Annotated in this window: 19 protein-coding genes and 1 tRNA gene; 9 read left to right on the top strand and 11 right to left on the bottom strand. The window is 33.8% G+C overall.

Going from position 1 to position 22,089, the window contains the following annotated elements:
* Positions 1–26: 26 nt before the first annotated feature.
* The 4 genes from ruvA to CEY12_RS17620 all read right to left on the bottom strand — a co-directional run bounded on the left by ruvA (position 27) and on the right by CEY12_RS17620 (position 4,289).
* Complete coding sequence (gene ruvA / locus CEY12_RS17635; RefSeq protein ID WP_089028934.1) at positions 27–611, bottom strand: Holliday junction branch migration protein RuvA; 585 nt, start codon at positions 609–611, stop codon at positions 27–29.
* Between the two features lie 175 nt (positions 612–786).
* Entirely contained in the window at positions 787–3,075 is a 2,289-nt protein-coding gene (locus CEY12_RS17630) for an NADP-dependent malic enzyme (RefSeq protein ID WP_089028933.1), read from the bottom strand.
* A 13-nt stretch (positions 3,076–3,088) separates the two neighbouring features.
* On the bottom strand, positions 3,089–3,940 hold the full coding sequence (locus tag CEY12_RS17625) for a BadF/BadG/BcrA/BcrD ATPase family protein (protein ID WP_089028932.1): 852 nt from the start codon (positions 3,938–3,940) through the stop codon (positions 3,089–3,091).
* An 82-nt stretch (positions 3,941–4,022) separates the two neighbouring features.
* Positions 4,023–4,289, bottom strand: coding sequence for a hypothetical protein (locus CEY12_RS17620; RefSeq protein WP_089028931.1), 267 nt, complete (start codon positions 4,287–4,289; stop codon positions 4,023–4,025).
* Positions 4,290–4,518: 229 nt separating this feature from the next.
* Here CEY12_RS17620 and CEY12_RS17615 point away from each other — a divergent pair, with 229 nt between their 5' ends.
* The 7 genes from CEY12_RS17615 (at position 4,519) to CEY12_RS17580 (ending at position 14,708) form a co-directional block, all read left to right on the top strand.
* On the top strand, positions 4,519–4,977 hold the full coding sequence (locus tag CEY12_RS17615; RefSeq protein WP_089028930.1) for a GtrA family protein: 459 nt from the start codon (positions 4,519–4,521) through the stop codon (positions 4,975–4,977).
* Positions 4,978–4,980: 3 nt separating this feature from the next.
* Positions 4,981–5,709, top strand: a complete 729-nt coding sequence (locus CEY12_RS17610) for a lysophospholipid acyltransferase family protein (protein ID WP_089028929.1) — start codon at positions 4,981–4,983, stop codon at positions 5,707–5,709.
* Between the two features lie 41 nt (positions 5,710–5,750).
* Complete coding sequence (locus tag CEY12_RS17605; protein ID WP_089028928.1) at positions 5,751–7,196, top strand: MFS transporter; 1,446 nt, start codon at positions 5,751–5,753, stop codon at positions 7,194–7,196.
* A 4-nt stretch (positions 7,197–7,200) separates the two neighbouring features.
* Positions 7,201–8,244, top strand: a complete 1,044-nt coding sequence (locus CEY12_RS17600) for a DUF3810 domain-containing protein (RefSeq protein ID WP_172821044.1) — start codon at positions 7,201–7,203, stop codon at positions 8,242–8,244.
* A 793-nt stretch (positions 8,245–9,037) separates the two neighbouring features.
* Complete coding sequence (locus tag CEY12_RS17595) at positions 9,038–10,543, top strand: vitamin K epoxide reductase family protein (protein WP_089028926.1); 1,506 nt, start codon at positions 9,038–9,040, stop codon at positions 10,541–10,543.
* A gap of 347 nt (positions 10,544–10,890) precedes the next feature.
* On the top strand, positions 10,891–13,083 hold the full coding sequence (locus tag CEY12_RS17590) for a peptidase domain-containing ABC transporter (RefSeq protein ID WP_089028925.1): 2,193 nt from the start codon (positions 10,891–10,893) through the stop codon (positions 13,081–13,083).
* 323 nt (positions 13,084–13,406) lie between these two features.
* Entirely contained in the window at positions 13,407–14,708 is a 1,302-nt protein-coding gene (locus tag CEY12_RS17580; RefSeq protein WP_089028923.1) for an HlyD family secretion protein, read from the top strand.
* Between the two features lie 362 nt (positions 14,709–15,070).
* Here the strand turns inward: CEY12_RS17580 and CEY12_RS17575 are convergent.
* From CEY12_RS17575 to greA, 7 genes are all read right to left on the bottom strand, one after another.
* Positions 15,071–15,144 (bottom strand) — tRNA-Met (locus CEY12_RS17575).
* 44 nt (positions 15,145–15,188) lie between these two features.
* Positions 15,189–16,475, bottom strand: a complete 1,287-nt coding sequence (locus tag CEY12_RS17570) for a TlpA family protein disulfide reductase (RefSeq protein WP_089028922.1) — start codon at positions 16,473–16,475, stop codon at positions 15,189–15,191.
* A gap of 61 nt (positions 16,476–16,536) precedes the next feature.
* Positions 16,537–16,761, bottom strand: a complete 225-nt coding sequence (locus CEY12_RS17565; protein ID WP_089028921.1) for a signal peptidase — start codon at positions 16,759–16,761, stop codon at positions 16,537–16,539.
* Between the two features lie 5 nt (positions 16,762–16,766).
* The gene (locus CEY12_RS17560; protein WP_089028920.1) at positions 16,767–18,770 is read right to left on the bottom strand and encodes a T9SS type A sorting domain-containing protein; all 2,004 of its coding nucleotides are present in this window, start codon (positions 18,768–18,770) and stop codon (positions 16,767–16,769) included.
* 78 nt (positions 18,771–18,848) lie between these two features.
* On the bottom strand, positions 18,849–20,036 hold the full coding sequence (gene clpX, locus CEY12_RS17555; protein ID WP_089028919.1) for an ATP-dependent Clp protease ATP-binding subunit ClpX: 1,188 nt from the start codon (positions 20,034–20,036) through the stop codon (positions 18,849–18,851).
* Positions 20,037–20,102: 66 nt separating this feature from the next.
* A complete protein-coding gene (locus tag CEY12_RS17550; protein ID WP_089028918.1) occupies positions 20,103–20,492 on the bottom strand; it encodes an HIT family protein in 390 nt (129 codons plus the stop codon).
* A gap of 23 nt (positions 20,493–20,515) precedes the next feature.
* Complete coding sequence (gene greA, locus CEY12_RS17545; RefSeq protein WP_089028917.1) at positions 20,516–20,986, bottom strand: transcription elongation factor GreA; 471 nt, start codon at positions 20,984–20,986, stop codon at positions 20,516–20,518.
* Between the two features lie 109 nt (positions 20,987–21,095).
* Here greA and CEY12_RS17540 point away from each other — a divergent pair, with 109 nt between their 5' ends.
* Together CEY12_RS17540 and dtd are read left to right on the top strand one after the other, a co-directional pair.
* Positions 21,096–21,548, top strand: a complete 453-nt coding sequence (locus CEY12_RS17540) for a hypothetical protein (protein ID WP_089028916.1) — start codon at positions 21,096–21,098, stop codon at positions 21,546–21,548.
* A gap of 3 nt (positions 21,549–21,551) precedes the next feature.
* Positions 21,552–22,001, top strand: coding sequence for a D-aminoacyl-tRNA deacylase (gene dtd / locus CEY12_RS17535; RefSeq protein WP_089028915.1), 450 nt, complete (start codon positions 21,552–21,554; stop codon positions 21,999–22,001).
* The last annotated feature ends 88 nt before the right edge of the window (positions 22,002–22,089 follow it).

The raw sequence follows: 22,089 nt of genomic DNA, 5'->3' as shown, positions 1-22,089 counted from the left end.
AGATACTTGTTATTTGCCACCAAATGTTAAAGGTTTTTTAAAATTTGTTTTACCAATTCTTCCACTGAAATACTTGGATTTTGTTTTATCATACGATCTGCAATCTTCTCGCTCATGCGTTTAGGAATTCCTAAAACTTCTAATGCAGATAACGATTCCTCCTTGATTTTATTATTCGCAACCGTAGAAATATTTTCTTCGGGGTTGCTGAATTTTTGGACTTTATCCTTCAAATCCACAATGATTCTTTCTGCCGTTTTAGTACCAATTCCTTTGGCTTTTTGGATGAGTGCACTATTGCTTGAAAGGATCGCTGAAGCGATCTCATCGAGGCTTAATGTTGACAACAAAATAAGGGCAGATACGGCACCTACTCCATTAACACTTATTAACAGATTGAACATCTCTTTTTCCAAACGACTGTTAAAGCCGAACAGCAAATGTGCATCTTCCCGAATAATCTGTTGAATAAATAGAAAAGTCTCCTGATTGAGCTTCAGAGTCTGTGAGGTCATTAAACTAATGCCTGTATAATAACCAACTCCATTGACGTTGATTACTGCATAAGTTGGCGTAAGTTCTTGAACAATGCCTTGTAAAGAAAATATCATTATTAAGTTTTAAAACTCCCAAATATAGTAATTTAAACTAATTAATGTTTTCATTTCACGTACGAATGATTTTTAACTTAATTTTTGAGGTGATATTCAATCATTTGATATAAAAACGAAAAACTCCAAAATTTGGAGTTTTTCAATATTTAATTCAATAATTTTTAAAAAAAAGTTATTTTTTTGTTTCTCTTCTCTGCGCGTCAAGAACCGCTACAGTAGCAAGATTTACAATTTCATCTACACTGGAACGCATTTGTAAAACATGCACCGGCTGCTTTAATCCCATAAGAATCGGCCCAATCACTTGTGCCACCTTCATCCCTCTGATAATTTTATATGATAAATTAGCACTTTCCAGATTCGGAAAGATAAATGTGTTTGCTGGAGTTTCTCCTAATTTTGAGAAAGGATAATCACTAAGGTGATCTGCATTCATAGCAAAATCTGGTTGAATTTCTCCATCAACAATCATTTTTGGATATTTCTCGTGTAATATGCTAACCGCTTTAGCCACTTTTTTGGAAGTGTCAGAGATCGCTGCAAAGTTTTCAAATCCAAGCATTGCAATTCTAGGTTCGATTGCAAAAGATTTAACAGTGATTTCAGCCATTTTAGCAATGTTTACAAGATCTTCAGCCGTCGGATTATTGTTGATCGATGTATCAGCAAAGAAAATCGGTTTCTTCTCTGAAAGTATCATCATCATAGCTGCTACTTTATCTACCCCTTTTTCTTTCTCTATAATTTCTAAAACCGGGCGTAAAACAGATGCGTAATTTTTAGAAAAACCAACGATAAGAGCATCAGTATCTCCATGCTTTAACATAAGTGGACCAAAATAATCTCTCTGACGCACATATCTCTTCGCTTTGTACTCATTCATCCCTTTTCTCTGACGAAGTTTCCAAAGTGTTTCTCTATATTTTTTTCTATTTTCCTCCTGATCATCATCACTTGGATCAATAATTGGAACATCAAGGTTAATTCCATAACGCTCCATCTGCTCTTTGATGTATTTCTTTTCACCTAAAAGACTTGGATAGGCAATCCCTTCTTCATAAAGAATCTGAGCTGCTTTCAACACATTATACTCTTCTGCATTTCCTAAAGTAACCCTTTTTGGATTAGATTTAGCACGGCTTTGCATCATTCGTACAAGTTTCTCATCTCTTCCCATTCTATCGAGAAGCTGATTCTCATATTCTTCAAAATCGGAAATTGGTTTTCCGGCAATTCCACTGTCAATAGCCGCTTTTGCCACAGCACTTGAAACTCTTGTAATCAATCTGTTATCAAACGGTTTTGGAATAAAATATTCTCTGCCGAATTGAAGATTTTGAACATTATAAGCTAAAATTACAGCTTCCGGAACGGGTTCTTTTGCTAAATCAGCAATAGCATGGACAGCCGCCAATTTCATTTCTTCATTGATCCCTTTTGCCTGTACATCCAAAGCCCCTCGGAAAATATAAGGAAAACCTAATACGTTGTTAACCTGGTTAGGATAATCGCTTCTTCCTGTAGCCATGATCACATCCTTGCGCGTTTCAAGAGCAACATCATAAGCAATCTCAGGATCTGGATTTGCCAAAGCAAATACGATAGGATTTTCGTTCATACTGCTCAGCATTTCAGGAGTCATTACGTTTCCTTTAGACAAACCAACAAAAACATCTGATCCTTTTACCGCATCTTCCAGACTTTCAATATCTGTCTGAGCAATAAAATCTAATTTTTCAGGAGTAAGATTTTCTCTTTTATGATTAATCACCCCTTTACTATCGCACATCAGAACATTTTCTTTCCTAAGACCTAAAGAAACATAAAGTTTTGTACAAGCAATCGCTGCCGCTCCGGCACCATTTACAACCATTTTCACATCCTCTATATTCTTATTAGCGATCAGTAAAGAGTTGATTAATGCTGCCGCAGAAATAATTGCGGTTCCATGCTGGTCATCATGCATCAAAGGAATATCCAGTTCTTCTTTTAATCTTTGCTCAATATAGAATGCCTCAGGAGCTTTTATATCTTCCAGGTTGATCCCCCCAAAAGTAGGAGCAATCCCTTTTACGATCTGAATAAATTTATCCGGATCCTTTTCATTGATTTCGATGTCAAAAACATTGATATCTGCAAAAATTTTAAACAAAAGCCCTTTTCCTTCCATAACAGGTTTTGAAGCCTCTGGTCCGATATCACCCAATCCTAAAACAGCTGTACCATTAGAGATAACAGCTACAAGATTACCTTTTCCTGTATAATCATAAACAGTTTCCGGCTTTTCGTGAATCTCCATACAAGGAACTGCAACTCCCGGAGAATATGCCAAAGACAAATCTCTTTGAGAAGAATGCGGTTTTGAAGGAATTACTTCAACTTTTCCTTTAGGCTCAGCTTTATGATAATCTAAGGCTGCTTGATTAAAGTTCTTTTCGTCGCGATGGATTTTATTTGACATAGAATTTATTTTTTTAAAGTATATATTTAATATGGTAATTTACTAAACTTTCAATAGGTTTTTGTACAATCTTACCAACATTTAAATTAAGTTCTGCAGCTGCAGATCGAAGAGTTTCTTCATAGTAATATGCAATAGAGCCGATAAAATTAATTTCGGCTTCCTGCGATTCTTCATAGGGAAGAACCTGATATTCAAAGAAATTTTTCATTTCTTCGAAAACCATTTTTTGAAAATAAGGATGATCCTTCCTTTCTACAACAAATTTATTGAAATTCGCCAAATAGGCATTCGGCCTTGAGGTATGATACATATTTTTAAGGGCATCCTCAATAGTTAAATGATAAGTATCTTCAAATTCTTCATGAAGATCCTTCGGGAGTTTCTGCATGAAAAAGCGGCGTACCAATTGCTTACCAATTGCACTTCCACTCCCCTCGTCTCCGATAAGGAACCCAAGAGAAGGAAGTTTTATTTTTAGGTTCTTCCCATCAAAATAGCATGAATTAGATCCTGTACCCAAGATACAAACAATAGCAGGCTTACCAGTATATGCAGCATATGCAGCAGCCATTAGATCTTCTTTTGCTAAAACATCTGCCTTAGTAAAAAATTTACTTAGCTCTCTTTCGATGGTCGCACAGTTTTCAGGTATTCCACAACCTGATCCGTAGAAAAAAACTTTAGTTATAGAGTTCCTGACAGCGCTAAGGTTGATGTTCTTTTCAATTTCAGGTACGATGAGTTCTGCAGCAATATTATTGGGGTTAAAACCAATAGTTTCTGTCTTCATAAAGACTTTTTTAAAGTCATCTAAAATTACCCAATCACATTTGGTAGAACCACCATCAACAATAGCAACCATATATTACATTTTAATTTAAGGATGCTAAATTATGAATTTTATCTCTAAATCACTTTACAAACAAGCCATAAGGTGGCCTCTACTAAGAATGTTTTATATCATCTTTTTTTTCATTGAATTGTACCAGCCAATCCTTAATTTCATCTTCAAGATAAGAAGTCTGTAGAATCATAGCATTGATAAAATCATCTGGTACCTGTTCACCCTCTGAATTTTCAAGATTCCATAGCTCGTCAGACATATTTTCATATTCAGAATAGACTCTTTTGAAGCGGGAGTTTTCTTTCTCAAGAGCTTCAATATTTTTTTGCTGGAGCTGGAATTTTCTGTATTTGTTTTGACTTTTCATACAAATATTGTTATAAATTGGGTTACAAAGTTGAGGAGAATGCTTTCAATCGCGCATTACAAGATACAAAAAACCATCAACACAACTGGCTGAAAATGAATTTATTATCAGGTGCTTTTTATTTACTTCTGAAATTAAAATTAGAACATTTTTTGATTTAAAAAAAATATTTAACATCTTTTTTTACTGTTTAACATATAGTTATAAATTTGCACATCAGATAAATTCGATGAGAGAATTACTACTACGTCAAAAACAGATATTGTTCTTCATATTAGCAGGAGGACTAAGCGCTATTATGGAAATAGGAAGCTTTAAAATTTTCAGTACCTATCTTCCTCAAATTTTGCATTCGGAAACCAATTTTCATGGAATACATTATCCATTGAGTAATATTTTCTCTACCAGCTGCGGAATCATTACCAATTATTTTTTAAGTATCTGGTTTGTTTTTGAAAGAGGAAAACATTCGAAGAGAAAAGAATTTGCCTACTTTATGGTGATCTCTTTTATTTCAACATTATTAAGCCTTAGTTTCTTTCAAATATTCTACAGTTTTATATTTAAAGATAATATCAATTTAATTTTTTATACCTTAAGCCCGGAAATACTCAGTAAGATCGCTGCGATCCTATTGGTTTCCATTCTTAATTATTCTGTCAAAAAGAAAATAATATTTAATGGTTAATCCGTGGTAAAGATCTTAAATTATTTATGGAGGTTCTGGCTTCTGATATTAGCCTTTGTTTTAACTATTGTTTTTGGAGTACCCGTTTACATTTTATCCTTTAACAAAAAACATTATAAATACGCCTATCGGTTTATCCGTTTTTGGTGCTATGGAATGTTCTATGGAATGGGGCTCCGTTATGAGCTCATTAATCTTACGGATAAAAAAGTTGATCCTGGCAGACAATATGTGGTTATCTCAAATCATACTTCTATTATGGACATCATGCTTCCCTGCATTTTATTTCCCAATCATCCCCTTTGCTATGTCGGAAAAAAAGAGTTGGTAAAAATTCCCATTTTTGGAACGATATATAAAAGAATCTGTGTAATGGTAGATCGTGGCAGCGCAAGAAGCCGTGCAGATGTGTACAGAAGGTGTGCCGAAAAAATGGAGGAAGGGAATAGTATTGTTCTATTTCCGGAAGGCGGTGTTCCTGATGACACCTCAATCCTTTTAGATGAATTTAAAGACGGGGCCTTCACTTTATCTACGAAACATCAATCTCCAATAGCAGTTTATACTTTTGTAGGGCTAAAAGAAATATTTCCATTTGACAATTCTAAGGGTCGTCCAGGTAAAGTAAAGGTTTATTTCAATGATATTATGGAACCTTCAGCTTCACAAAAGGATATGAAAACAGCCGCTTTTAACGAAATAAAAAAAACCTTGCTAGAACGTTCTATTTAAAAGAAATAATTATATTTGTTATTAAGAAATCTTTAACAAACATGTCGAATTATTCTAAACAAACTAATTGGGGACAATTCATCCCATTAGTCACTGTATTTTTTTTCTGGGGATTTGTTGCAGCTAGTAATGACATTCTGATCCCAGTATTCCAAAAAGCTTTTAACTTAACTCAAACCGAAAGTATGCTCGTACAGATTTGTTTCTACGTTGCTTATACGGTCGGTTCTTTAATTTATATGGCGATCTCTAAAGGCTTAAAACAAGATCTTGTCAACAAGATCGGATATAAAAATGGTCTTATAGTAGGGCTTCTTATTTCTGCAGCAGGAACATTATTATTTTATCCCGCTGCGAATATGGGATCGTTCCCATTAATGATTTCAGGTTTGTTCATTGTAGGACTTGGATTTTCTTTGCAGCAGATTGTAGCAAATCCTTTGGCAATTGAGGTTGGTCCCACAGAAACAGGATCACAGAGATTAACAATGGCTGGAGGTATTAACAATCTGGGAACAACCATCGGTCCTTTAATTGTTTCTTTTGCTATTTTTGGTTCTGCTGCCGCAGCGAATACGGAAGCAAGCATAGAAAGTGTAAAAATACCTTATTTGATATTAGGTGTTGCCTTTGTTCTGGTTGCTATAATGCTTAAATTCTCCTCTCTTCCAGCAGTAACGCCAACTAATCTTGAAAATACTGATGATGCAACTCCTGGAGAGCACAGAAAATCAGCCTTCCAATATCCACAACTTGTATTAGGAATGATTGCTATTTTCGTATATGTGGGTGTGGAGGTTTCTACAGCAAGTAATCTACCGGCTTATATGGAAAAAAACTTAGGATTCGCTACAAAGGATGTTGCTCCCTACATCTCTTTATATTGGGCTTCTTTAATGATCGGACGTTGGACCGGAGCTGTTGAAGCATTTGACCTGAGTTCCGGCTTTAAAAAGATCTTACGATTTTTAGCTCCTTACCTTGCTTTTGGGGTGTTTTTATTGGTTAATGCTATTGCAAAACACGATTTATCCCATTTCTATGTTTATGCTGTAATCATCATCGCTATGATTATCTGTGATATTATGAGTAAGGGAAATCCGGCAAGAATGCTTCTTATATTTTCCAGCGCAGGAATCGTAGCTTTATTAACAGGGATGCTTACCACAGGAATGGTTTCTGTATACGCATTCACAAGTGTCGGTTTGTTCTGTTCTACCTTATGGCCATGTATTTTTGCCCTTGCGATCAACGGGCTTGGAAAACATACCAACCAAGGTTCTGGATTCCTTATTATGATGATCATGGGTGGAGGTATTGTAAGTATCATTCAAGGGTATATCGCCGATTTAACGAACATTCATTTCAGTTATATCGTAGGCGTAATCTGCTTCGCTTATCTGGCATTCTATGCAATTCGTGTAAGTGGAATTCTGAAATCTCAGGGAATTAATCTGGATAAAATTTCAAAAGGAAGTGGACACTAATAATATGCATATATATAAGAAAAAAAGATTTTGGGCAGGTATATTACTTGCCCAATTTCTTTTGTTTTTCCTTTTTTCAAAATCGAAAACCATCATTTCTTTTTTTGAAAAGTTTTTTGAATTTCAAAAAGGATTTCATCAGGTTATCTTTTCGTGGATTCCTTTTTCATTTGGCGACGTCTTATACATCTTACTAGGAGTTTTCTCTTTATACTTTATACTTAAATGCTTCAAGAAAAAGAGCAGAAATAATGCCTTATTAAAGCTTTTACTGATCATTAATCTTTTTTACTTTTCCTATCAGATTTCATGGGGAATGCTCTATTTTCAAACTCCGATAATTAAAAAACTTAAAAACCAGGAAAAACCTAACATAGAAAAAGCTAAAAGACTGGCCGTAATATATCTTGAGAAATGTAAAGCCACACGAAAGCTTGTATCTGAGGATAAAAACGGAATCTTTGTAGTCCATGATTTAAAAAATGTTCAGGAAGAAATTCTTTTACAACAGCAAAAACTTCCCCTATATATTTCAGATAAAAATACAACCGAGATTAATTCCATTAAACCAAGTTTATTTGGATATGTGATGAACTTTACAGGAATTCTAGGATACTACAACCCTTTCACTGCAGAAGCACAGTATAACTCTAAATTACCTTCGTCATTTACCCCTTTTACACTGGCTCATGAGAGCTCACACCAATTGGGTTTTGCAAGAGAGCAGGAAGCTAACTTTGTTGGCTATTTAGTGGGTATTCATTCAGAGAATTTGGATCTCAGGTACAGTACTGAATATTTTACGTTAAAAAGCCTTTTACGATTCATCGTTGAAGAAGATCCAGCATTCGTAAAATCCGTAATAAGGAACTATTCTATCGGGATGAAAAAAGATCGATTATACGAAAAAAGCTTCATGCTCAGACACCAGGGATGGCTGGATGATTTTTTTGGTTTTACAAACAATCTTTTTTTACAAAGCAATCAACAAGATGGCTCGATCACCTATTCTTATTTCATTGATTTACTGTTGAATTATGAGCAATAAAAAAGAATCGTATCAGGCGATACGATTCTAAAAACACAAATGATGAAAAAAAATTTATTACCTTGACTTGTTCCCTCATTCAAGGCGATGTAAAAGTACAACATTATTTATAAAAACAAAAACATTTTTATTCTTTTGTAAAACTTTATGAAAACTTTATGATTTTTTAAGTTTTTTTGAGTTTACACCAAATAAGCATTTTTTATAGTAAAATTTTAATTCCTTCAAAAAAAATATACAAACAGTAAGAATTATATAAAAAAACAATTACATAAACACATATTGCTTAATCTAAAAAAACAGCTTTTCCCTAAATAACTCTACTTTTCGATTGTGGGAATCTCTATAAAACTGTCATTACACCGTTCTACTTCCCCGAGTCTGATTAGCATTTTCAATTGTTTTATCGCTTACCTGTTTCTCCTGTCCCATATTTGACTTTTATAATGGATTTTTACTAATTCCCGGAATTACTATCATAACTCATCTTATTTTCATTTTTGATAATATTTTCCAGGAAAAATATTCATTTCAAAGCTCTTTAAAACAATATTTTGAGGTCTAAATCATCAGCAGCAATAAAAACAAGTCTATTAAAAACCTCATTATTTATAGAAATAGCAATATTTCAATACAATTCGTCCAATACTGATCAATTCCTAAATATATAATTATCAGAAATTTACAATAATAGTTTTTTAGTTAAATAATTAAAAAACACGATATATCCCATAAAAATGAAAAACCGTTTGGTTTTTTAAAACATCTTTGTATTTTAGATAAAAATATTAATATGACCTTAGATAAACTAATTAGCTATTTAAAACTAGATAAACAGGAGTTTCTTTTTCAATTTAATTCGCATCCGAATTATCCTTCAGCCTTAGCTTTCAGTGATACTCTTAACTTTTTGGGAGTTAAAAATGATGCATATGAACTCGATAAAGAATATTGGGATGAGCTTCCTGAAGAATTTATTGCGATTGTTGAAAATTCATTTTCTTTGGTCAAGAAAACTGGAACGCAATATTCCGTTTATTCTGATAAATCCAAGACTTTAAATAAAGAGGAACTTCATAAAAATTCAACTGATTTTGTATTATTATTTGAAAAGACTGAAAATGCGGAACAAAAGATATCTAATTATAAGCCTTTCATCTATGTAATTCTCGGAGTAGTCTTATTATATTCTCTTCTCAACTTCTCCTGGTATGGAATTCTTTTTAATCTCTTATCACTTGCCGGGGTATATATTTCATTGGAAATCTTCAATCAGAAATTCGGAAATACTTCAGCAGTTATTGGAAGTATTTGTGGTGACACTTCGACAAACAAAACCACCAATTCATGTAATAAAATCATCAATGAAGATAAGACCAGCATATTGGGATTAAAATTTTCTGATTTTTCCCTGATCTACTTTATAGGAATTACAGTACTGGGACTTTTTTTACCCGCTACAGGATATATCATTAAAGGCTTTACAATTGTTTCATTAATTGCTGTAGGCTATTCTTTATATGTTCAGGCTTTTGTAGAAAAAACATTTTGCAGGGTATGTCTTCTGATCATTTCAATTTTAGTTGCTCAGGTGGTACTTACCTTATTCTTTTTCGAAAATTTTTATTTTAATACAAACATTGCTGTACTAAGTTTATTATTATGGGGCATCATCTTTTTCATTGTTTCTTACTTCAATAATTTACTTAATGACAAAGAAGCTCTTCAAAAATCTAATGCCAAAAATCTAAGATTCAAAAGAAATTATGATCTATTTAAAAGAGAGCTTGTAGAAAAAGAAAAAATTACTTTTACTGACAATCAAACTTTTTCACTTGGAAATAAAAGTGCAAAAATCAATATTGCTGTCGTTTCAAATCCATACTGTGGTTTCTGTAAAGGGGCACATGAAATATTAGAAAATTTATTAAAGAAATATCCAAATGACATTTCTGCTCAGATAAGATTTAATTACTTCTCTGAAAAATCGAACGAAAAATCGACAGCGCTTCTCTCCGATTTCATGAGTATTTATAAAAATAAACATGAAAGTGAATTTCTAAAAGCTGTAGAGACGTGGTTCGAAAACAAAGATGACAAGCAGATCAGAGATCTGGCGGGCATAAACGGACAGTTAGAGGATCTCAGCTCTCTTAATTCAATGTCGTTAGAAAATGCGAACGCAGGGTTAAATTTCACTCCTATTTTAATCATTAATGGATTTCAGTTTCCGGACAAGTATGACCGTGAAGATATCCATTACTTCATTGACGAATTGCTTGAAGATGATGAAATTTAAAATAATTCAATTAATTTAACAAATTTCACTAATTTAGGAAAAAAATAGACAGGCTACTAAAAGTCTTACAATAGAAAGATATATCAAAAACTTCACCATGAAAAACTTAAAAGAACATTCAATACAAAATCCTAAAACCGGAACTGGAGGAGTTTTGACCGTGTGCTCTTTGACAAGTGAAGGAGAAGTTTCCCTATATTCGAACTATTGCCCTATAGAGATGTGTAATGCAATACTGTCCAGATGTATGAACACTGATGGCAGTTACAGGTAGTAAAAAATTGGTATTAATACTATTAATAAAAAATGTCGTCAAATATGACGGCATTTTTAAATGATTATAAATTTTGAAGAAATTTCCCTTTTACAGACAGCCGGATGCAAAAGATTGCGGTCCTACATGTCTTAGAATAGTAAGTAAACACTATGGTAAGAGTATATCTCTACAACAAATCCGTAGTCTTTCAGAAACGACCCGTGAAGGAAGTAGTTTACTCGGATTAAGTGATGCTGCCGAAGATTTAGGATTCCGTTCCTTAGGAGTTCAGGTTGATTTTAATACATTTGCTGAAGAAGTTCCTTTTCCGTGCGTAGTCCACTGGAACAAAAATCACTTTGTCGTTGTTTATAAAGTTGACAAGAATAATAAGGTATACATCTCGGATCCAAGTTATGGTCTGATTACCTACACCAAGGACGAATTTATTAAATTATGGATTGGTGAAAATGCCAATGAAAGTACAGAAGAAGGGATCGTTCTTATTTTAGAAACGACTCCTGCCTTTTTTCAAACTGAATTTGATGACCAAGAAAGTAAAGCCAGTTTTTCTTTTCTTTCCAAGTATCTATTAAAGTATAAGTCACTGGTTATTCAGCTTGCCGTTGGACTTTTAGCGGGAAGTTTATTATCCCTTATATTTCCATTCCTTACTCAAAGTATTGTCGATGTTGGGATACAGAATCAGGATATCCATTTTATCTACCTTGTGTTACTCGCTCAGATTATGCTTTTCTTAGGAAGAATGGGGATCGAAGTTATCCGAAGCTGGATCTTACTTCACCTTTCAGCAAGAATAAATATTTCTATTATCTCGGATTTCTTTATCAAGCTTATGAAACTTCCCATCAGTTTCTTTGATACCAGAATGACGGGAGATATTATGCAGAGAATTAACGACCATCACAGAATTGAACAGTTACTTACCAATTCTTCACTCAACACGTTATTCTCCTTAGTAAATTTAATTATTTTCAGTATTGTACTTTTATTTTACGATTACAGACTGTTTGTTGTTTATCTGGTAGGTGCCATTTTGTATATCGGATGGATCACCTTCTTTTTAGCCAAAAGAAAGGAACTTGATTATAAAAGATTCTCCCAGGTTTCCCAGGAGCAAAGCAAGGTGATCGAACTGATCAACGGAATGCAGGAAATTAAAATGCATAATGCTGAAAAACAAAAACGGTGGGATTGGGAATTCTTACAGGTCAAATTATTTAAAATCAGAATTAAATCTCTTTCTCTGGAGCAATGGCAATCAGTTGGGGGTAACTTTATTAATCAGATGAAAGATATTCTGGTAAGTTTCCTTTCTGCAAAACTGGTTCTTGACGGAAACCTGACTTTAGGGATGATGTTATCCGTACAATACATCATTGGCCAGCTAAACAGTCCTTTACTACAGCTAATTGATTTCATAAAACAAACTCAGGATGCCAAGATTTCCCTTGAAAGATTAGGTGAAATACATGATAAAGACGACGAAGAAAGTAAAGATGAACAATACGCTACAGAACTCCCTCAAAAAGACATAGAAATTGAGGATCTTTCATTCAGATATATTGGTTCAGATGTATATGTTTTTGAAAACCTAAGCTTGACCATTCCGTATCAAAAAACTACCGCTATCGTTGGAGCCAGTGGAAGTGGAAAAACAACTCTTTTAAAGCTTTTAATGAAGTTTTATGACCCTAATAGCGGTGATATTAAAATCGGCAATACAAAGTTAAAAAATGTTTCCCCAAGGTTCTGGAGAGACCGTTGTGGTGTTGTAATGCAGGAAGGATACGTTTTCAATGATACCATCGCTAATAATATTGCTATCGGAGAAGATACTGTGGACAAGCAGAAATTACGAAAAGCTGTAGAGATTGCCAACATCAAAGATTTCATTGAAGAACTTCCATTAAGCTATAATACCAAAATAGGAAATGAAGGTGTTGGGGTAAGCGGTGGACAAAAACAAAGACTCTTCATAGCAAGAGCTGTTTATAAATCTCCTGAATATATCTTTTTTGATGAGGCTACTTCTGCATTGGATGCAAATAATGAAAAGGTCATTATGGAAAATCTGGAACAGTTTTTTAAAGGAAAAACAGCAATCGTCATTGCCCATAGACTCTCTACAGTAAAGCACGCTGATAAGATCATTGTTTTAGACAAAGGAAAAGTAGTGGAAGAAGGAAGTCATGTTGAGCTTGTTGCATTAAAAGGCGAATATTACAGACTTGTAAAAAATCAGTTAGAATTAGGAAGTTAGTCTTAGCTTTTTACTAACTTCACTAAACTAATCCTAAAAAATATTAACTATGAAAGATTTAAAGAAAATCAAAAGACAAAATTTGAAACAGGTTTACGGTGCTGGGCCCATTCCCGCTTATCCTTGCAATTGTTTTTGTATTATCGGAAGTAATAAAGTATGGAATGCGTGCAATCAGTACTGTCCGGGAGGAGTAATTCCTGGTGTTGAAATGGGCAATGACCCTAAATGTGATTACAAACTACCTCTATAGATCAATTTATATAGAGATTAAAGCAAAATCCTCGTTTTGAGGATTTTTATTTTCAATTGTTTATTCTAATATGGAAAAAGAAATTTTAGATAATATTGAGCTTCGTTCAGAAAGTGTTCAGGACATACTTACACGACCACCTCACTGGATGATCCGTTGGGGAAATACCATTATATTCATTATCCTCATTCTCATTTTGATTATGAGCTACATCATAAAGTATCCTGAATTTGTTTCAGCGCCAATCGTAGTTACCTCTCAAAATCCACCCGAAAAAATAGAGGCAAGAACGAATTCTAAAATTGAAAAGATATTTATAAAAGACCATCAGGAGGTTAAAAAGAATGACATCCTCATGGTTATGCAATCTGCGGCTAATTATAAAGATGTTCTTGCATTAAAAAAGATCATTGATTCCCTTTCTCCCAATCAGCTTTCCTCCTTCCCGATGAATGAGGCTTCACACTTCAAACTTGGAGAACTTCAGGGCGATTATAATAATTTTGCGAAAGCATTTCAGGATCAGGATCTATTTACAAGGCTTCAACCGTATGCACCTGAAAGTCTGGCGGCCAATCAAAGCATTTCTGAGTACAGAGTTAGAATTGCGACCACAAGACAACAGAAAAAGCTGGAACAGGCAAAATACGAACTTAGCAGGAAAAGCTATCAGCGATCTCAGGAACTTTTCAATCAGGGCGTTATTGCCTCTGTAGAACTTGAGGCTGAAAAAATAAAATATATTCAGGCTCAGCAAAATGTGGAAAACATTACAATTTCCCTATCGCAGATGGAGGAAGCAATTTCCAATCTTAACAAAACTAAAAGCGGAACAGCTATTAATACAGAAAAAGATAAGATCAATTACTCTTCTCAAAGTTTACAATTATTTGAACAACTAAGGAAGTCTATGAAGCAATGGGAACAGAATTTTCTTGTCATTTCTTCTACAGATGGTATTGCCAGCTTTCAACAATTCTTTGGTGAAAATCAATTCGTAAAAACGGGTGACGCAATTTTATCTATATTACCCAGAAACAAAGAAAACTTAGTGGGAAGAATGTATGTACCTCCTATTAATTCAGGTAAAATTATTCCGGGAGAAAAAGTATTGATCAAACTAGATAATTACCGGTTTCAGGAATATGGTATCGTAGAAGGAAAGGTTCAAAACATCTCCCTTTCTACAGATGACAAAGGAAATTATTATGTCGATGTAATCCTGCCTAAGGGCTTGAAAACATCCTATAACAGAACGCTCACTTTTGATAAAGAACTTAAAGGGAATGCTGATATTGTAACTCAGGATTTAAGGCTTATTGAAAGGTTCTTCTATCAGATAAGAAAGCTTTTGGGATATCAAAGTACCTAGTATAAAAAGATAAAAACCACAACATATAGTTGTGGTTTCTTTTTTTATAATAGAATAGCTAATATCTTTTTCATAGCAACATTTCCAAGGCTTACCATTAGTCTTTATAGCACCTTGCCCTACTATTAATCCAAATCGGATATCGTATACTACATCTTGGCTATTTTAAAACAATATCCATTACAACTGATCAGCATGCTTTATCGGTTGAATAAATGATAAATAAATTCTCATCGATAAATCACGAAGAAAATAACCAAGATTAAATTCAGGAGAATACTGATCGTAAAATTTGTGCATATTGTTTTGCAACTAAAGAACATAAAAAAAGGAAAAGTAAATTAATTACTTTTCCTTTTTAGTAGCGAAGACGGGAATTGAACCCGTGACCTCAGGGTTATGAATCCTGCGCTCTAACCAACTGAGCTACCTCGCCTTTTTGGTGGTGCAAATATATAAAATATTTCTATACCTCCAAAATTATTTTAACTTAAAAAACTCCAAAACATCGGCAACATGGTCTGGTTTACTGATTATCTTATTGTTAGCATCTAAAATAAAATAAGTAGGTGTTGCATGAATATTGTACGTTTCGCTATAGCTGCTATTCCATCCTCTTAATTCAGAGTCATTGATCCATGGAAATGCAGTAATCCTCTTAGAATAAGAGTCTTTATCTACATCCAGAGACAATCCAATGATCTGCACATTTTTAGATTTTAAATCGTTATATTTTTCAAGAAGCTTAGGCAATTCAGTTTCACAGTGTGAACAAGTCGAAGACCAAAAAACAACAACCTTTTTATCAGCTTTTACATCGTAAATGGACTTAGCTGTTGTATTGACCGGTGATTGAAATTTATAGTTAGGAAAAGCAGCTCCAATCTGCACATTAGCATTTGATTTAAGCGTTGATGCTAATCTATCCGTAATGGTACATTTAAGGCCTTTAGCCTGATCTAGATATTTCTTCTTTAGATCAGCCATTTCATAAACATCAAAGATATCTATTAACTCGGATAAAACAGTTTGTCCACGTGGTGTTTCAACCTTCAACTGATTAAGCAATTTATCTACAGAACCATCTACATTAGTATTCCCTCCTGAATTAAGATAGGAAACCAGCAATGGTCTTAGCAGAGATGACGTTTCAAGCATATCATTCGACTTATCAATAAAATTAATGATTTCGTCTTGTGATACTTTCTTGGATGGATCATTGGTCAAAAATTTACTATAATTAGTATTGTAGTAAGAGATAAATGGATGATCCGTCTGGTTCAATTCAGTACTACCACCTGATAATCTGGCAATTTCAGTTTTTAAAGCCTTACCAAAGTCTGTATTATCTTTATAATATTCTTTGATTTGAGTCAAAGCAGGAAGTATAAGCTCCTTCTTTTGTGATCCCTCCTGTTGCTTGCTCATTAAGCTGTTAGCCTCATCCTGATAAATAACATCTTTAATTTTATTGCCTTGAGTATCTAATTTAATACTCACATTTTTATTTTCAGAAATAAAATTAAAGGTATTATTGGTGTTAGGAAAATACATTTTCATCATACCCACATAACTTTGAGGATATTTAAAAGTCCACACATTATTTTTACTTTGTTCTTTAGTAAAAATAACATCTTTAGAACCATTTAAAGTATATAGAATTGCATCTTGATCTTTAAAATCTGCCGGCGCCTGAACGGTAACTGTAAATTGTGCCTGTAAAGAAAAAGCAGATAAAACTGCTGATAATACAAATATCTTTTTCATAATGTAAAAATAAAAAAACTCTCTGACTAATCAGAGAGTTTTATTTATTTTAATAAAAATTTTATATTTTTTGACTTTTGTATTTTTTTGTGAAAAATACAATAAATGCTACCGCGACTATTGACAGTACATAAACATACATATCAATTGGCACTGAATCTCCACCAGGACCAGTAGGTGGTCCACCTGGCTGAGGAGGTTGTCCCCCAGGGCCTGTTCCTTGTGCATTTAATACACAAAAGGCAAAAAGAAAAAGACTATATAATAGTTTATTTAAAGCTTTCATATATTTTATTTTAAGATTTTAGTGTTAACAGTTTCTCCCTTATCTGAAACAATTTTTACTACATAAGAGTTTTTAATAGAATTGCTTAATTCAATTACAAAATCTGTAGAAGTATTAACTGCTTTTTTAGAGATTACTAGTTTACCACTCATATCATAAACTTCAATATCTGCTTTCTTCCAATCCGGATCAAATCTTACTATATAATTTGTAATATCCGGGTTATAAACTACTTTAGTTCTTGATGAAGGCTTAATATTTGCTCCATCACTTGCAATATTTCTTGCTGTGGATGCCTCAGGTGCACCGTAATATAAACTGTACTCAGTTCCGGCAGCAGGAATTACATCTCCTTGTTTTGCTTCAGTTACTGTTCCGTTTGGAGCTTTGTAATAGAAACCTGTACCTGAAGATAATTGGTGTGTCCCTTTATTTACCAATTCAGCATTCTCTCTAATTTCAAATTTAAAAGATTTAATATTAGCACTGTAAGTCGCTAACATTACATTTTTCCCTTTGAAATCATTTTCATTAGCTTCATTGATACGTAACCAATATTTTGAAGTATAGTCATTGTCGTATCCTCCAGCTGTGTTTTCTTCAAAAGTACCAATAACATCAGCTGTTGAAGCTGCATATTGTGTTTTTGCATTTGCAGCATGACCAGTAGTACCATTAGGATAAACTACATAATAAGTTTTTCCTATTTCAGCACCGTTAGCATCAAGAGCAATAACTCCTAACTGCTTTACAGTACCGTTAGTATTAGCCGATGCAGATCTGCTTGCATTAACATTATAATCAGTATTTGCTGCTCTGCTGTAGTAATTAAATCTTCTAAGATTACCAAAGTTTAATACATCAGTATTATTATTGTTATTAAGCTTAATGGTAAAAGCACCAAAAGGTCTAATCATCATATAATCGATATCTCCTGTTGGAACACCAGCATTGAATGTGATCGCTTTAAAAGCACTTGTAGTTGTTCCACCCTGGTTATTTACAACTCCGGATACATCAAGTACTACACCATAAATATTACTAAGATTTACGCCATCACCATTAGCAGCAGGCTCGTTATATGCAATCTTTGATAGGTCAAGGTTGGTTAAAAATGGATTACCAAACTGATACATGTTTCTGGCATAATTACCTGTCCATGCTGCTCCACCTGAAGGAATTTCGAATGGATCATATGCATAGGTATTGTATTTTTCTCTATATGCATTTAGATTATTTCCACCTGCTCCAAAGTTAATTCCAGCTCCTGCATTTTGTAGTGTAGGGCTAGTTCCAAAAACACCTGCTCCGCTGACATCACTCACAGGACGTCCCTTTACAGTACGTGTAGTATTACTTACATCTAGTGTAGCTCCACCCAATGCCCAATAAGCGTAAGGAGGTGCAGCATCACCAAATTTGTAAATACCATTGACTGGTGATAAATGAACAAATTGTACTGTATTGTTATTCCAATATAGAACATCATTTTTTGACTTTCTTACTGGAGTGAATGTTTTACCCAATTCAGTACTTAAAGTAGATGGAGTTTTAAAATAGAATGGCATACCAACTTGTTGGTAATCACCGTGACGAACTTGTCTGAACTCTTGATCAACTATCCCAGTAATATTCGCTTGTGGAATACCTGTGATGAATAATTGTCCATACGTATAAACGGGAGTAGCCGCAGAGCTATTGGTATTTACAGATGCATAAGCAGTTGGCTCATTAAGCTTATTAATAAAATTTCCCCCTCCGTTAGCTTCTGTTTTATCAGCATTGGAAGCATCTATTGTTTTAATAAGATCAGTACCTGTACCAGAAACCATAAAATTCCCATGGTTTTCGATAGTACCATTAGCTTTCATTTGTAAACCTCCACCACTATAAACTAGCGTGCCCTTACTTACATACATATTAGCATTAGCGTCTACGTGACATAATATCTGCGCCTGAACAGAATAACTAATTGCTAAAAGACCTATAGCAAATAAACTTTTTCTCATTGTATAAATTATTTGTGTGTGTTATAATACAATCTCACCCGCAAAGGTATGATTTTTTTCATAATAAAAAAATTATTTTTATTTATTAACAATAATATTATCTTCAGTTAATACTATTTTTTTCTCCTCACCTATTGCAAACATATGATCCTCCAAGACTTTTTCAGTTGTTCCTCTAAGTCCCCTGGCTCCCAATCCTTTGTCAATAGTTTCGTCAACAATTTTTTCAATAGCACCATCCGTAAATACCAATTCTGTGCCATCCATTTTAAAGAGCTCTATAAACTGGTTTATAATTGAATTTTTTGGTTCCTTCATAATACGGACCATCGTTTCCTTTGTCAGTTTTTCCAGATATGTTATGATTGGAAATCTACCCAAAAGTTCGGGAATTAATCCGAAAGAACGAAGGTCAATTGCATTAATATTTGTTAATACATAGTCATCCTCATCTATTTTATTTATTTTTTCAGAGCTAAATCCAATAGCTTGTTTATTCATTCTTCTTTCGATGATTTCTTTGATCCCATCAAAAGCACCACCGGCAATGAATAATATATTTTGTGTATTTACCTGGATGTATTTTTGATCAGGATGTTTCCTTCCTCCCTGAGGTGGAACATTGACAATACTCCCTTCTAATAATTTTAATAAGCCCTGTTGAACCCCTTCTCCAGAAACGTCTCTGGTTATACTTGGGTTATCAGATTTTCTGGCAATCTTATCTATTTCATCAATAAATACAATTCCCTTCTCTGCTTTTTCCACATCATAATCAGCAACCATAAGGAGTCTCGACAAAATACTTTCTACATCTTCCCCTACATATCCCGCTTCCGTTAATATTGTCGCGTCGACAATACAAAAAGGAACATTAAGCTCTCTCGCAATAGTTTTTGCAAGTAATGTTTTTCCAGTTCCGGTTTCACCGATCATGATAATGTTAGATTTTTCCAACTCAACTTCACGGTTCTCGTCCTGGGCATGAAGCAATCTTTTATAATGATTGTATACTGCTATTGCAAGCTGTTTCTTTGCCTGATCCTGTCCAATTACGTATTGGTTCAGAAATTCTTTAATTTCTTTAGGCTTTTTAAGGGTGTCTATATTTTCTGCAGGTGAAAATTCAGTTTTACTCCCACTATCTTTAACAATGGAATGTGCCTGCTCTATACAATTTTCGCAAATAAATCCGTTCTGTCCTGAAATAAGCATCTGTACTTCATTTCTTTTTCTACCACAGAAAGAACATTGGTTTGAATTCATACTATTATATACTATATATGTTAAAGAAAATCGCAAAAAATTTCTTTTTCACGATTTTTTACTTTTTTAAGAATTAATGATTGAGTTTTGAATTTCGGTGTATTCTTCAGCCGTTAGCTTCAATCTCTCATTTCTGAAATTCATATCTTCCACTTTATTTAATGGTATCAAATGAATATGTGCGTGAGGCACTTCCAGTCCTACTACAGCAACTCCAACTCTTACACATGGAATCGCATCTTTGATCTGTTTAGCGATCTTTTGGGAAAAAGCCCAAAGATTCTTATACTCTTCACTTTCCAGATCAAAAATCAGGTCAACTTCTTTCTTAGGAACTACTAAGGTGTGTCCCTTCACCAAAGGCATTACATCTAAAAATGCGATAAAGTTCTCATCTTCTGCAATTTTATAAGAAGGAATTTCGCCATTAATGATTTTTGTGAATATCGTACTCATAATCAGGTTCTAGAAGTTAGTCTTTACAAGGTAATTTCAAGTACTTCGAAAGATAATTTATTTCCGTTTGGTAAAACAATTTCTGCTGTTTCACCTACCACCTTACCCAATAAGCCTTTAGCAATAGGCGTATTAACTGAAATTCTACCTGTCTTCAAATCACTTTCATTATCTGGGACCAAGGTAAAAACCTGCTGTTGCTGTGTCGCATTATTTTTAAGTTTCACGGTTGTTAAAATGGAAACTTTTGAAGTATCTAATTGACTTTCATCTATAATTTTAGAACCAGAAATAACGTCTTTCAATTTAGAAATTCTCATTTCAAGCATTCCCTGCGCTTCCTTCGCTGCATCATATTCTGCATTTTCAGACAAATCGCCTTTGTCTCTTGCTTCTGCTATCTGCTGAGTAATCTTAGGTCTTTCTACAGTTTCTAACTGTTCCAGCTCAGCTTTCATTTTATCTAACCCCTCCTTTGTAACATAGCTTGCCATAATTTTCAAAATTTAGTTTTAGTATAAAAAAATAATCCGACATTTGTCGGACAATGTTTTCGTGTTGTAATCGTTTAATTTTTACAAATATATAAAAATTTAAATTGAAATGAAAAAAACTTTTTCAATCTCATCCTTTTTTATTTTATTGATAACCAGCATATTAACTATTAATTCTTGTGGAAGCAGAGAAGATACTGTAAGCTGTTTTCCCAATAGTCCGATTAACGTAGTTTTAAACCTTAACCTTCCTGCCTATTATAATTTAACACAACCTCAGGGTTGGGTCTATATCAACGAGCAGCAATCCGGAACACGGGGTTTAATTGTTGTGCGCAGATCTGAAAATCAATTTATGGTGTTTGATAGAAATGCACCCCATATCTGCCCAGATGCTGATACCACTCTTGAGGTAAAAGATAACATCAGCATTGTTTGTCCTAAAGATAATGCAAAATGGATCTTGCTTACCGGTCAGCCTTCAGCAGGCACCAACCTGCCACCCAAAACTTATCCTTATAATTACAATGCAGCAAGCAGAGTCTTAAATATTTATTATTAAATCGTGAAAGTAGTAGTACAAAGAGTTTCTGAAGCTCAAGTAAAAGTAGATGGAAAAATCGTAGGAGAAATTAACAAGGGATTTATGCTTCTTGTGGGTGTTGATGAAAATGATGAAAATACTGATGCAGATTGGTTGGTACAAAAAATCTTAAATCTTAGAATTTTTGGTGATAAGGATGAAAAACTCAATCTTTCCATAAAAGATATTTCAGGAGAAATTCTTTGCATCAGCCAATTTACTCTTATAGCAGATTATAAAAAGGGGAATCGTCCGTCTTTTATAAAAGCAGCAAAACCTGATAAGGCAATACCGCTTTTTGATTATTTTAAGCAAGAGATTGCTCAATCAGGCTTAAAAACAGAAAGTGGGATTTTTGGAGCGGATATGAAGGTTTCTCTGACCAATGATGGCCCTGTAACAATAGTATTAGACAGCCAAACAAAATCATAAATTTCTAAAACTTCATTCGTTTTTATTAAAATATCAATAGAATTTAATACATTTATTTCACCAATTATTGAAATTTTAATACGAAAAC

It is taken from the genome of Chryseobacterium sp. T16E-39 (assembly GCF_002216065.1).
In the GTDB taxonomy this organism is placed as follows: domain Bacteria; phylum Bacteroidota; class Bacteroidia; order Flavobacteriales; family Weeksellaceae; genus Chryseobacterium.
The sequence above is the reverse complement of the archived record's forward strand: the minus strand, read 5'-3'. Positions and strand labels throughout refer to the sequence as shown.